Below are 13,012 nucleotides of genomic sequence, written 5' to 3'. Positions count from 1 at the left end.
AAGCGGTTGTCAGGATCCGGGCAAGCGGTTGCCCAGCGATGCGCTCAGAGCTGCGAAATCCGCAGGTTCGCGTAGTCGCCGATCATCGGCGCCATCTGCCGGAAGCCGACCTTGCCGCCGCGCAGTGGTTGCTCGTCGCGCCAGCCGAACGAGACGAGGCCGTCGACGGCGAAGGTGATCTCGCCCTGCCGGACCGAGAGCCGCAGCGAGTACGGGCCTTGTGCGTCCAGCACGGCCGGCAGCGGGTCCGGCCCCTGGGCGACGAGGTGGAAGCCGTGGCTCTTGCGCAGGTTGCAGGTGTGCAAGGCGCGTTCCGCGGGCCAGCGACGGCGGAAGTACGAGACGTGGTACGTGTCCAGATCGCCGTGGTGGTACTGCTCGTACGGGCCGGTGCGCGGCGCGAGATCGAACAGGTCCTCGCCGTTGCGTCCCCTGGCGTGGAAGAACAGGATGCACAGGCCCGGTTCGCGAATCGGCCAGAAGTCCCACTCGATGGCGATGTCCGGGCCGAAGTCCTCGGGGCACCACAGCACGACATTCGCGTCCTGGCCGTCTTCCGGCGGGCGCCTGCTCTCGAGTCGCATCCGGCCGAGCGGGAAGGAGATCGCGCCGTCGCCCTCCAGCCGGAAGCCGTCCAGATCCGCCGCGGAGGCCAGAGGGTTGCTGTAGAGCATCGCGAGGTCCTTCCGGTCGGGATCCGGCGACTTGGTCCGTGCCGGCGTTGCCCCGGGCTGGGTCAGCGGCGGACGAAGTCGCTGGACTGGCGGATGACGAGGTCCGGCTGGAAGATCACCTGGCGGTGCCGGTGCCGATCGGCGTCCTCGACCTCCTCCTGGAGCAGTTCCATCGCCGTACGGCCGAGCAGGCCGGCGGGTTGCCGCACGGATGACAGCGGTACGGCGGCCGCCGCGGCGAAGCCGATGTCGTCGTAACCCACGATCGCGACATCCTGCGGAACCCGCAGGTTCGCCGCGGCCATCGCCTGCAGGAACCCCAACGCCAGCAGGTCGTTCGCGCAGAACACAGCGGTCGGGCGCGATCGAGGGGAGAGGGCGGCGAGGTCCTCGCCGACCGCGCGACCGTGGGCGACGCCCATCACCTCGACCTCGATGATCTCCAGAGCGACGTCGCCGGCCTGCTCGACCGTGGTGGTCAGGCCGGCCTGCCGGTCGGCGACCTGTTGCATGGTGAGCGGTCCGCCGATGAAGGCGATCCGCCGGTGGCCGGACTCGATCAGATGCGTGCCGGCCAGCCGCCCGCCGAGCTTGTCGTCGACCGAGACCGAGCACAGCCCGCCGTCCGCGGCGCGATCCACCAGCACCACCGGCGTACCCCGGGCCACGAGTCCGCGCAGCCTCGGATCGTTGCTGTCAAAGGGAGTGATGAGGATGCCGAAGGCCCGCTGCTGCTCGAGTTGGTCGAGGTGATGGCCTTCCCGGACCGGGTCGGTCTTGCTGTTGCAGAGCATCACCACGGTGTCGTGCTCGTAGGCCAGCGACTCGGCGCCCTCGGCGAGGTCGGTGAAGAACGGGTTGGCCACGTCGAGGACCACCAGGCCGACCGTCCGGCCGCGGCCGACGCGCAAGTTGCGGGCGGCCTCGTTGCGGACGAAGCCCAGCGCCTGGATGGTGTCCAGCACGCGTTGCCGGGTGGCGGGGGCGACGATCGCCGGGCGGTTGAGCACGTTGCTGACCGTGCCGACGGAGACCCCGGCCCGGTGCGCGACTTCCTTGATGCTCGGAGTTGCCATCGCAGGCAGTCTATCGGCGCCGAATTGAATCGTCTAAATCCCGCTGCGCGGGGATGCTCGACAGTTAAGTGACTCACGAGTAACATCTCTCGGCATGGCGAACGAGGTGCTGGGCATGTGGGAGAGGCTGCGCGGAGTCCCGGGTGGCTCGCGGCTGTTCTCGGTGGCGTTCACGTGGAAGGCGCCGTACTTCCGGTCGGTGCGGCCGCGGTTCATCCAGGTGAGCCCGAACTACGCGTCCCTCGTGCTGCCGAAGCGGCGGGCTGTGCAGAACCACATCGGCACCGTGCACGCCATCGCCGTCTGCAACGGGCTGGAGGCGGCCATGGGTGCGCTGGCCGAGGCGACCGTCCCCAGCGGTAAGCGCTGGCTGCCGAAGGGCATGGAGGTCGCGTACCTCGCCAAGTCCACCTCGGACCTCACCTGCTCGGCCGAGACCGACCCGGACGCGTGGACGGCAGGCCCCGACGTACCGGTCCAGGTGAAGGCCACCCGGGCCGACGGGACGGTCGTAGTACAGGGCGTCATCAATCTCTGGGTCACCGACAAGAAGTAATCGCTTCGCGGGTCCGGGGGAGCACGTCGTAGGGTCTGGCTGTGACTGATGCGCTGCGGTTCGTCGACATCGCCAAAGAGCACCTCGACGACGTCATCCGGGTCCGATCCAGGTCGTTCGGACCGTTGGCGGCCGCCAATCGGGAAGAGTGGATCAAGGACGCCCAGGAGTTCATCGACGACGGCCGCTACGTCGGCGTCGCGGCCGGTGACGAGGTGGTCGCCGCAGCCCGGATCTGGGCCTTCGAGCAGTGGTGGGGCGGCCGCAAGGTGCCGATGGCGGGGATCGCGAGCGTGGTGGTCTCGCCGGAGTACAGGGGTCGTGGGGTCGGCAGCAAGTTGATGCGCGGTGTGCTTGCCCGCAGCATCGAGAAGGGGCTGCCGATCACGGCGCTCTATCCGGCGACCACGGTGATCTACCGGCACCTGGGCTACGAGTTCGGTGGCGGGCGGTACCGCTTCACCTTCCCTGCGGCGGATCTGCGCTCACTCGGCGGCAAGGACGTGAGCATCCGCCGGGCCGGCGCGGCCGACGCCGGTCGGCTGCTGGAACTGGTGGCGCAATCGAACAGCGCCGCGCTGGTCAACGGTCCGCTCGTCTGGGCCGAGTCCAAGGTGGCCGAGTGGCTCGGGGACGAGGACAACTTCGGCTATCTCGCCGACGACGGCTTCGTCGTCTACAACTGGGACGACGGTGACCTGTGCGTCGACGAGATCATCGCCGGCTCGGAAGCCACCGCCCGGGCTCTGTGGGCGACCGTGGGCTCCGGCTCGTCCATCGCCACCAATGTGAAGGCCTACGTCGTCCCGAACGATCCCGTGCACCTGCTGGTCGACCGCGAAGCCGACAAGCAGGCGCAGATCCAGCGGTGGATGCTGCGCATGCTCGACGCCCCGGCGGCCATCTCCGGCCGCGGTTTCACGCCGGGTGCCTCGCTGGAAGTTGATCTTGAGTTGGAGGACGCTGAGGTCGCTGGGAACAACGGGCGCTGGCACCTGTCCGTTGCCAAGGGCTCCGGCGCTCTGACCGCTTCTACCGGCTCTGGCGACGCCCTGCGCCTCGGAGCTCGCGGACTAGCCGCCCTGTACGCCGGTACGCCGCTCGCGTCCCTCCGCAAAGCGGGCCTTGCTTCTGGTGGTTCCACCGGCGCCGACGGGGCGATCGACTCGGCCTTCGCCGGCGGTACGTCGTACATGCTGGACTTCTTCTGATCCGGCCGGTTCACCCCTGAAATCGGTCGTCCACAGGCCTCGGCGCGTCGATTTCGCGGCCTGTCACCGGGCGTCTAGGGTTGTCGAACAAACGTTCGGAGGTGGTCCATGCGAGTGCTCGGCGTCGACCCGGGACTGACCCGGTGCGGCCTCGGCATCGTCGAGGGCACCCCCGGCCGGCCGCCCAGGCTGGTGGCGGTCGGGGTGATCCGGACGCCGGCCGATCTGGACGTGGCCAAGCGGCTGGTCCGGATCGAGGCCGGGATCGAGGAGTGGATCGAGGAGCACCGGCCGGACGCGGTCGCGGTCGAGCGGGTGTTCGCGCAGCACAACGTGCGGACGGTGATGGGCACGGCCCAGGCCTCCGGCATCGCGATGGTGGTCGCCGCGCGCCGGGGGCTGCCGGTGGCGCTGCACACGCCGAGCGAGGTGAAGGCCGCGGTGACCGGCTCGGGCCGGGCCGACAAGGAGCAGGTGACCACGATGGTGACCCGGATCCTCAAGCTGGCCGAGCGGCCGACCCCCGCGGACGCGGCGGACGCGCTGGCCCTGGCGATCTGTCACGTCTGGCGCGGTGGCGTGCCGAACCGGCTCCAGGAGGCGGCCGGCAGCCGCGGCGGAGCCGAGGCGTTGGCGCAGGCCCAGTCCCGCCTGCAGGTGGCGAGGCTGCGGGCCGCGGTGGCCGCGCAGGAAGGTAGGCGATGATCGTGGTCGTGGCTGACCCGATCCGGGTGCGAGGAGAGACGGAATGATCGCGTTCGTGCGCGGGCCGGTGGCCGCGATCGGGCTGGACAGCTGCGTGATCGAGGTCGGGGGAGTCGGGCTGCAGCTCTACTGTCACCCGGGCACGTTGGCGACCCTGCGGCCGGGGCAGGAGTTCAAGCTGGCCACGTCGATGGTGGTGCGCGAGGACTCGCTGACCCTCTACGGCTTCGCGGACGCCGACGAGAAGGAACTGTTCGAGCTGCTTCAGACCGCGTCGGGCGTCGGCCCGAAGCTGGCGCAGGCGGCCCTGGCCGTGCTGAGCCCTGACCAGCTCCGGCAAGCCGTGGCGTCCGAGGATCTGGCCATGCTCGTGAAGATCCCCGGTGTAGGCAAGAAGGTGGCGCAGCGGTTGGTGCTGGAGTTGAAGGACAAGATCGGCGCGCCGTCCAGGACGGTGGCCGGGCGCCCGTTGCAGTCGGCCGAGGCCTGGCGCGACCAGGTCCACGCCGGTTTGCTCGGCCTCGGCTGGTCCGCCTGCGACGCGGACGACGCGGTCATCGCCGTCTCGCCGCTCGCCGCGGACACAGCCGAGCCCTCAGTCCCCGACCTCCTCCGAGCCGCGCTGCGCGCGCTGTCGAAGGCGTAGCTGGTGAAGAATCCACCGCGGCACCTGAGCGAAGGCCGCGCGATTGGCGCGACCGGCGCGGCCGGCGCGGCCGGCGTGATCGGCGTGATCGGTGCGGCCGGCGCGGCCGGCGTGATCGGCGCGGATCCTGCGCTTTGCCCGTGGCGACGGACCGAGAGGGCGTAGCGGATGGAAGACAACGTCAGGCCGCTGGTTTCCGCGGATGTGGCGGACCTCGAGGAGCGCAAGATCGAGTCCGCGCTCCGGCCCCGGACGCTGGCCGAGTTCGGTGGACAGCGCCGGGTCAGCGAGCAGTTGGAACTCGTCCTGCACGCCGCCCGGGGCCGCAACCGCGCGCCGGACCACGTGCTGCTGTCGGGTCCGCCCGGGCTGGGCAAGACGACGCTCGCGATGATCATCGCCAGCGAACTGTCGGCGCCGCTGCGGGTGACGAGCGGTCCGGCCATCCAGCACGCGGGTGACCTGGCCGCGATCCTGTCCGGGCTGAACGAGGGCGAGGTGCTGTTCCTCGACGAGATCCACCGGATGTCGCGGCCGGCCGAGGAACTGCTCTACATGGCGATGGAGGACTTCCGCGTCGACGTGATCGTCGGCAAGGGCCCCGGCGCCACCGCGATCCCGCTGGAGATCCCGCCGTTCACGCTGGTCGGCGCGACCACCCGGGCCGGGCTGCTGCCCGGTCCGCTGCGGGACCGGTTCGGGTTCACCGGGCACCTGGAGTTCTACGACGCCGCCGAACTGGAGAAGATCGTCAACCGGTCCGCGGCACTGCTCGAGGTCGACATCACCGCCGAGGCTGCCGCCGAGATCGCGTCCCGGTCGCGGGGCACACCCCGGATCGCGAACCGGTTGCTGCGGCGCGTCCGCGACTACGCGGAGGTGCGGGCCGACGGCATCGTCACGCTCGCTCTGTCCAAGGCCGCCCTGGAGTTGTACGAGGTGGACAAGATGGGGCTCGACCGGCTGGACCGGTCCGTTCTGGACGCGCTGTGCCGGCGATTCGGCGGGGGACCGGTGGGCCTGTCGACGCTGGCGGTTGCGGTTGGCGAGGAACGTGAGACCGTGGAGGAAGTGGCCGAGCCGTTCCTGGTCCGGTCGGGCTATCTGGCCCGTACGCCGCGTGGCCGCGTCGCCACTCCGGCGGCCTGGCGGCACCTCGGGCTGACCGTTCCGAAGGGCGCGACCTTCGCGGACACCCTGTTCGACACCGACGACGAATAAGGAAACGAGTAACTCAAACGTGACCCCCTGTCATGCGGTACTTGTTGCCGCCCAGGGTTAGACTCCCCGGTGGCCCGTACCCCGGACCATCCCGCCGCGACCTGCGCGCTTGAGCAGTGCGTGCCGGGCCCCCGTACTCTCGACGAAGGATTCTGAGTCCCGATGGTTTTGATCGCCGCACCGATGGCCTCCTCCGGAGGTGGCTCGGGCATCACGCTCCTGCTTCCGCTGATCCTGATCGTCGGGATGATCTGGTTCATGAGCCGTACGCAGCGCAAGCAGCGTCAGCGGCAGGCCGACACGGTCGCCTCCCTGCAGCCGGGTACGAAGGTGATCACCACCAGTGGCCAGGTCGGCATCGTCGAGGAGGTCGACGACGAGTACGTCACGCTGGAGATCTCCGACGGCGTGCTGGTCCAGTTCGTCAAGAACGCGATCGGCCGGGTGATCCCGGACGAGGTCGACGACGCCGCGGACGAGACGACGGATGAGGCCGTCGTCGAGACCGCCGAGGAGCCGGCCCCGGTCACGACCGAGGTCAAGGACGAGGCCAAGGACACCGTCGAGGTGCCGGACGCCGGGACCGAGAAGGTCCAGGACAAGTCCAAGCTGCCTCCCACGCACACCGAGAACTGATCTTTTCCGTCCTATCGGCGTGCGGCGCGCGAGCGTCTCCGAGACGCTGTGGTGCGCCCAGTAGCGCAAAGGTTGAAATCTGACGTGGCAACGACGACGACATCCCGCCCCGGGCGGCTACTGATCGTCCTGGGTGTCGTCCTGGTCCTGCTGTTCGGGATCATGGCGCTCACCACGACGTGGAAGCCCAAGCTCGGTCTGGACCTGCGTGGTGGCACCACCATCACGCTGACCGCCAAGTCGCTGGCCGGCGGCGGCGCGGTGACGCCGGAGCAGCTGGGCGAGGCGAAGAACATCATCTCCCAGCGCGTGAACGGTGCCGGTGTCGGTGAGGCCGAGATCGCCACCTCGGGCTCGAACCACATCACCGTGGCCGTGCCGGGCGCCAGCCAGGACAGTCTGGTGAAGCAGGTCGGCCAGACCGCGCTGCTGTACTTCCGGGTCGTCTACGACGCCCAGGCCGGTACTCCGGTGCCCGCCACGCCGCCGTCGCCCACGCCGAGCACGAAGCCGTCGACCACGCCGAAGCCGAGTGCCAAGCCGTCCACGACGGCGAAGCCGCCGACCCCGACGGCCACCCCGAACGGCCGGGCCTGGAGCAGCGCCCTCGCCGAGGCGGACCCCACGCCGACCCCGTCGGCCAAGCCGAGCACGCCGGCCACCCCCGCCGCGACGCCGCCGGCCACCCCGCCTGCGACGACCCCCTCGGCCCCGCCGGCGAACTCCGGCGACCCGCTCGCCTACCAGCCCGACGCAGCCACCCAGGCCGCGTTCGCGGCGTACACGTGTGACAAGCCGGCGCCGCCCGACGAGCCGAACAAGCCGCTGATCTCCTGCGACCGCGACAAGGCGACGAAGTACCTGCTCGGCCCGGCGATCCTGCTGGGCACCGACCTGTCCGACGCCACCGCGGGCATCCCGCAGGGCGGCTTCCAGTGGCAGGTCAACCTCAAGTTCACCGGCGAGGGCGGCGACAAGTTCCTCAAGGCCACCACCGCGATCGCGCAGCGCGGCCAGGGCCAGAACCTGTTCGCGATCGTGCTGGACGGCGAGACCATCTCCACCCCGAGCGTCAGCGCCCCGATCCCGGGTGGCGAGGCCCAGATCACCGGGTCGTTCACCGAGGCCGAGGCGCGGGACCTGTCGAACGTGCTGAAGTACGGCGCGCTGCCGGTCTCGTTCGACATCTCCGAGGTCTCGACGATCTCCCCGCAACTCGGTGGTGACCAGTTGTCGGCCGGTGTCACCGCCGGCCTGATCGGCCTGGTGCTGGTCGTCATCTTCTCGTTCCTGTACTACCGCGGCCTGGGCCTGGTCGTCGTGGCCTCGCTGGGCGCGGCCGCGGCGCTCACCTACGCGTCGGTGGTGCTGCTCGGCAAGACAATGGGCTTCACCCTGACGCTGGCCGGCATCGCCGGTCTGATCGTCGCCATCGGTATCACCGCGGACTCGTTCGTCATCTACTTCGAACGGCTGCGCGACGAAGTACGGGAAGGCCGCAGCCTGCGTTCCTCGGTGGAAACCGGCTGGGCCCGCGCCAAGCACACCATCATCGCGGCCGACTCGATCTCGCTGCTCGCGGCCGTGGTGCTCTACATCCTCGCGGTCGGCAGCGTGAAGGGCTTCGCGTTCACGCTCGGCCTGACCACCCTGATCGACCTGGTGATCGTGTTCATCTTCACCAAGCCGCTGGTCACCCTGCTGGCCCGGACCGACTTCTTCGGCCACGGCCACAAGTTGTCCGGCCTCGACCCCGAGCACCTGGGCGTCGAACGGCTGCCCGGCCAGATGAAACCGGCGGCCCGCCCGGCCGCCAAGTCGCGGTCGACGCGCAAGCCCGTGGGAGGCGAGGTCTGATGTCGAAGCTCGGAACCATCGGAGCCCGGCTGCACCGCGGCGAGGTCTCCTACGACTTCATCGGCAAGCGCAAGATCTGGTTCGGTGTCTCGATCGCCCTGGTGGCGATCTCGCTGATCGGTCTGTTCGCCCGCGGCCTGGCGCTCGGCATCGAGTTCAAGGGCGGCGTCGAGTACCAGGCGAACGTCAAGGTCACCAGCGACACCGTGGACGAGGTCACCGCCGCGGTGAAGGAGACCAACGCCAAGGACCTGGGCGACCCGATCGTCACCACCATCGGCTCGGACAAGGTCCGGGTGCAGACCCGGCCGCTGAGCCAGGACGACATCGGCAAGGTCCGGGGGGCGATCGGCCAGGAGGTCGGCGTGGCCGCCGACCAGGTCAGCACGTCGCAGATCGGCGCCTCCTGGGGTGAGCAGATCGCGAACAAGGCGATCCTGGCGCTGATCGTGTTCCTGGTCCTGGTGTTCGGGGTGATCTGGGCCTACTTCCGAGAACCCAAGGCCTCGATGGCGGCGATCATCGCGCTGCTGCACGACGTCCTGATCACGATCGGCGTCTACGCGCTGATCGGGTTCGACGTCACGCCCGCCACCGTCATCGGCGTACTGACCATCCTCGGGTACTCGCTGTACGACACGGTCGTGGTGTTCGACAAGGTCCGGGAGAACACCCGCGGCATCACCGGCTCGAACCGCTACACCTACAGCGACGCGACCAACCTCGCGGTCAACCAGACCATCGTCCGATCGATCAACACCACTCTGATCGCGCTGCTGCCGGTCGGGTCGATCCTCGTGGTCGGCACGGTCGTGCTCGGCACCGGCCCGCTGAAGGACCTGTCGCTGGCGCTGTTCGTCGGTATCGCCATCGGTGCGTACTCGTCGATCTTCATCGCTCCGGCGCTGCTGGCGATGTTCAAGGAGCGCGAGCCGGGCATGCAGGCGCTGCGCCGCCGGGTGCTGGCCAAGCGGGCCAGCGCCGGTGCGGCCGCCGCCGGTACTGCGGTGCCGGTCGCCGCGGGTGCGGGTGCCGGCGGTGGTGCCACCGTGATGACGGGTGGATCGCCGGCCAAGTCGGGCAAGCAGGACCGGCCGAGCCCGAAGGCCGGTGCGCCGGTCACGTCGAGTCGTCCGATCAAGGCGAAAAGTTCGGCCGGACGCCCGCAGCCCACCCGCAAGCCGCGGTCCAAGCGCGGTAAGTGATGCGCTCGCTGGAACAGGTCCTCACCGACGGCATTCGCGACATCCCGGACTACCCGCAGGCGGGGGTGATGTTCAAGGACATCACCCCGCTGCTGGCGGACCACGGCGGCTTCGCCCAGGTCGTGGACGCGCTGGCCGAGTCCGGCCGGGACGCGGACGGGAACGCGGTGATCGACAAGGTGGTCGGGATCGAGGCCCGTGGCTTCATCCTGGCCGCGCCGGTCGCGCTGGCCCTCGGCGCGGGATTCGTCCCGGTCCGCAAGAAGGGCAAGCTGCCGGCGGCGACGTACGAGGAGTCGTACGCGCTGGAGTACGGCGAGGCGTCCATCGAGGTCCACCAGGACGCTTTCGAGCCCGGTGACCGGGTGCTGGTGATCGACGACGTACTGGCGACAGGTGGCACCGTCGAGGCCTGCTTGCGGCTGGTACGGCGCTGTGGCGCCGAGGTGGTCGGCACGACGGTGCTGCTGGAGCTGTCCTTCCTGCCGGGCCGCGAGCGGCTCGCCGGGGAGCAGTTGACCGCTCTCGTCACTGTCTGAAGTCAGCCGGACACATGACCCCGGCGTGTTGTCCACAGCCCGTGTCAACCGCGCTGGCGGGTTCCCCCTAGACTGGTGGTCTGTCGGCGGAGGGACACAACGTGGGCGAAGACCCGGCGATGACTTCAGCGGTGCCGGACGTGGTGCCGCATGAGCCTCCTCGCGCGCCTGTAAGCCGCGCGGCGGCCAGTCCTTCGCCGTCTCCAGCCCCGCCCGCGCCGCCGTCGGCGCAGCCTCCCCGGATCGCTCCGGCCCGCGTACGCGCCCGGCTGGCGCGGCTCGGCGGCACCCGGCACCCGAACCGGGCGCCGATGCTCGAACCGCTCTTCCGGGTGGTCCGGGCGACCCACCCCAAGGCCGACCTGGCGATCATCGAGCGCGCCTACCGGACCGCCGAGAAGCACCACACCGGCCAGCTCCGCAAGAGCGGCGACGCCTACATCACCCACCCGCTCGCGGTGGCGACGATCCTGGCCGAGCTCGGTATGACCGCCCCGACGCTGTGCGCGGCGCTGCTGCACGACACGGTCGAGGACACCGACTACACGATCGAGCAGCTGACCAAGGACTTCAGCGAAGAGATCGCCATGCTGGTCGACGGCGTGACCAAGCTGGACAAGGTCAAGTACGGCGAGTCTGCGCAGGCCGAGACGATCCGCAAGATGGTCGTCGCGATGGCCAAGGACATCCGGGTGCTGGTGATCAAGCTCGCCGACCGGCTGCACAACATGCGCACGCTGGGCTTCCTGCGGCAGGAGAAGCAGGAGCGGATCGCCCGCGAGACGCTGGAGATCTACGCCCCGCTGGCCCACCGGCTGGGTATGAACACGATCAAGTGGGAGCTCGAGGACCTGTCCTTCTCGACCCTGCACCCGAAGGTGTACGACGAGATCGTCCGGCTGGTCGCCGAGCGCGCGCCGTCCCGCGACGAGTACCTGGCCTCGGTGATCGACCAGGTGCACGAGGACCTGCGCGCCGCCAAGGTGAAGGCCACCGTCACCGGCCGGCCGAAGCACTACTACTCGATCTACCAGAAGATGATCGTCCGCGGCCGCGAGTTCGGCGACATCTACGACCTGGTCGGCATCCGCGTGCTGGTCGAGTCGGTCCGGGACTGTTATGCCGCGCTGGGTGTGCTGCACGCGCGGTGGAATCCGGTGCCCGGCCGGTTCAAGGACTACATCGCGATGCCGAAGTTCAACATGTACCAGTCGCTGCACACCACCGTGATCGGCCCGCAGGGCAAGCCGGTGGAGTTGCAGATCCGGTCCTTCTCGATGCACCGCCGCGCGGAGTACGGCATCGCCGCGCACTGGAAGTACAAGGAAGACCCGAACTCGCCGGCGCCCGAGGTCGGCGCCCCGCCGAGCACCGAGATCGGCGCCCCGAACGACATGCCGTGGGTCCGGCAACTGGTCGACTGGCAGCGGGAGACCTCCGACCCGTCGGAGTTCCTCGACTCGCTGCGGTTCGAGATCAACAATTCCGAGGTCTACGTCTTCACCCCGCGCGGCGACGTGATGTCGCTGCCGACCGGATCGTCGCCGGTGGACTTCGCCTACGCGATCCACACCGAGGTCGGGCACCGCTGTATCGGCGCCCGGGTGAACGGCCGGCTCGTCCCGCTGGAGAGCACGCTCGAGAACGGCGACGTGGTCGAGGTCTTCACCTCGAAGGCGCAGGGTGCCGGCCCGTCCCGCGACTGGCTGACCTTCGTCAAGAGCCCGCGAGCGCGGAACAAGATCAAGCACTGGTTCAGCAAGGAACGCCGCGACGAGGCGATCGAGCACGGCAAGGACGCGATCGCGAAGCAACTCCGCAAGGAGGGCCTGCCGCTCCAGCGCCTGCTGTCCCACGAGACCCTGACCGCGGTGGCGAACTCCCTGCGCTACCCGGACGTGACCGGGCTGTATGCGGCTGTCGGTGAGAGCCACGTCAGCGCGCAGGCCGTAGTACGGCGTTTGATCGAGACGTATGGCGGCGAGGAGGGTGCGGCCGAGGATCTCGCCGAGGGCCTGCGCCTGCCGCAGACCCGTGAGCGGCGCAAGCGCACCGCCCGTGGCGACGCCGGCGTCATCGTCAAGGGCACGTCGGACATCCTGTCGAAGCTGGCCCGCTGCTGTACTCCGGTGCCCGGTGACGAGATCATCGGCTGGGTCACCCGCGGCGCCGGCGTCTCGGTGCACCGAGCCGACTGCGCCAACGTGGAGAACCTCCAGACCCAACCGGAACGCATCGTCGAGGTCGAGTGGGCCCCCACCGCCCAGTCCGTCTTCCTGGTGGCCATCCAGGTAGAGGCCCTGGACCGAGCCCGCCTCCTCTCCGACATCACCCGGGTCCTCTCCGACTACCACGTCAACATCCTCTCGGCAGCCCTCACCACCACCCGGGACCGCATCGCCAAGTCCCGCTTCACCTTCGAAATGGGCGACCCCACCCACCTGGGCCACGTCCTCAAGGCCGTCCGCTCAGTCGAAGGCGTCTTCGACGTCTACCGAGTAACCCAGTAAGAGCAGGCACCCAAACCCCGTCCCCGGGTTCGTGAGCGGGTTCTTGGGTTCTTGGGTGCTGGGGAGCTTCGGCTGGGGTTGCCGGTCGGGTGACGGTCAGTGGGTGGCGGTTGGCTGGGGTGGGACCCGTTGCCGGGATCGTGGGCAGGTCCGTGTCAAGCGGCTGGGGGCTGAGG

At 69.5% G+C, this 13,012-nt stretch carries 13 protein-coding genes; 11 read left to right on the top strand and 2 right to left on the bottom strand.

The window, feature by feature from the left end:
- Nucleotides 1-44 precede the first annotated feature (44 nt).
- Together ABD255_RS17090 and ABD255_RS17085 are read right to left on the bottom strand one after the other, a co-directional pair.
- Nucleotides 45-674 (bottom strand): DUF1961 family protein, encoded by a 630-nt coding sequence (locus ABD255_RS17090; protein ID WP_344214938.1) that lies wholly within the window; start codon nt 672-674, stop codon nt 45-47.
- 62 nt (nt 675-736) lie between these two features.
- Nucleotides 737-1,750 carry a LacI family DNA-binding transcriptional regulator gene (locus tag ABD255_RS17085; protein WP_344214937.1) on the bottom strand — a complete coding sequence of 338 codons (1,014 nt, stop codon included), beginning with the start codon at nt 1,748-1,750 and terminating at the stop codon, nt 737-739.
- A gap of 94 nt (nt 1,751-1,844) precedes the next feature.
- Here ABD255_RS17085 and ABD255_RS17080 point away from each other — a divergent pair, with 94 nt between their 5' ends.
- From ABD255_RS17080 to ABD255_RS17030, 11 genes are all read left to right on the top strand, one after another.
- Nucleotides 1,845-2,306, top strand: a complete 462-nt coding sequence (locus ABD255_RS17080) for a hotdog fold domain-containing protein (protein WP_344214935.1) — start codon at nt 1,845-1,847, stop codon at nt 2,304-2,306.
- A 41-nt stretch (nt 2,307-2,347) separates the two neighbouring features.
- A complete protein-coding gene (locus ABD255_RS17075; protein ID WP_344214933.1) occupies nt 2,348-3,517 on the top strand; it encodes a GNAT family N-acetyltransferase in 1,170 nt (389 codons plus the stop codon).
- A 108-nt stretch (nt 3,518-3,625) separates the two neighbouring features.
- Nucleotides 3,626-4,222 carry a crossover junction endodeoxyribonuclease RuvC gene (gene ruvC, locus ABD255_RS17070; RefSeq protein ID WP_344214931.1) on the top strand — a complete coding sequence of 199 codons (597 nt, stop codon included), beginning with the start codon at nt 3,626-3,628 and terminating at the stop codon, nt 4,220-4,222.
- A 43-nt stretch (nt 4,223-4,265) separates the two neighbouring features.
- Complete coding sequence (gene ruvA, locus ABD255_RS17065) at nt 4,266-4,868, top strand: Holliday junction branch migration protein RuvA (RefSeq protein WP_344214929.1); 603 nt, start codon at nt 4,266-4,268, stop codon at nt 4,866-4,868.
- 3 nt (nt 4,869-4,871) lie between these two features.
- Entirely contained in the window at nt 4,872-5,033 is a 162-nt protein-coding gene (locus tag ABD255_RS17060) for a hypothetical protein (protein WP_344214927.1), read from the top strand.
- 3 nt (nt 5,034-5,036) lie between these two features.
- Nucleotides 5,037-6,089, top strand: coding sequence for a Holliday junction branch migration DNA helicase RuvB (ruvB, locus tag ABD255_RS17055; protein WP_344214925.1), 1,053 nt, complete (start codon nt 5,037-5,039; stop codon nt 6,087-6,089).
- Between the two features lie 162 nt (nt 6,090-6,251).
- Nucleotides 6,252-6,725 (top strand): preprotein translocase subunit YajC, encoded by a 474-nt coding sequence (yajC, locus tag ABD255_RS17050; RefSeq protein ID WP_344214923.1) that lies wholly within the window; start codon nt 6,252-6,254, stop codon nt 6,723-6,725.
- Nucleotides 6,726-6,809: 84 nt separating this feature from the next.
- Nucleotides 6,810-8,582, top strand: coding sequence for a protein translocase subunit SecD (gene secD, locus ABD255_RS17045; RefSeq protein WP_344214921.1), 1,773 nt, complete (start codon nt 6,810-6,812; stop codon nt 8,580-8,582).
- Nucleotides 8,582-9,787, top strand: a complete 1,206-nt coding sequence (secF, locus tag ABD255_RS17040) for a protein translocase subunit SecF (protein WP_344214919.1) — start codon at nt 8,582-8,584, stop codon at nt 9,785-9,787. The genes secD and secF overlap by 1 nt, the downstream gene beginning before the upstream one ends.
- Nucleotides 9,787-10,326: an adenine phosphoribosyltransferase gene (locus ABD255_RS17035; RefSeq protein WP_344214917.1), complete on the top strand. Its 540-nt coding sequence runs from the start codon at nt 9,787-9,789 to the stop codon at nt 10,324-10,326. The genes secF and ABD255_RS17035 overlap by 1 nt, the downstream gene beginning before the upstream one ends.
- Nucleotides 10,327-10,445: 119 nt before the next feature.
- Nucleotides 10,446-12,836, top strand: a complete 2,391-nt coding sequence (locus ABD255_RS17030) for a RelA/SpoT family protein (protein WP_425554435.1) — start codon at nt 10,446-10,448, stop codon at nt 12,834-12,836.
- Nucleotides 12,837-13,012 lie beyond the last annotated feature (176 nt).

Source organism: Kribbella sancticallisti (assembly GCF_039530625.1).
GTDB lineage: Bacteria > Actinomycetota > Actinomycetes > Propionibacteriales > Kribbellaceae > Kribbella > Kribbella sancticallisti.
This window is presented reverse-complemented; position numbering and strand designations above follow the sequence as displayed.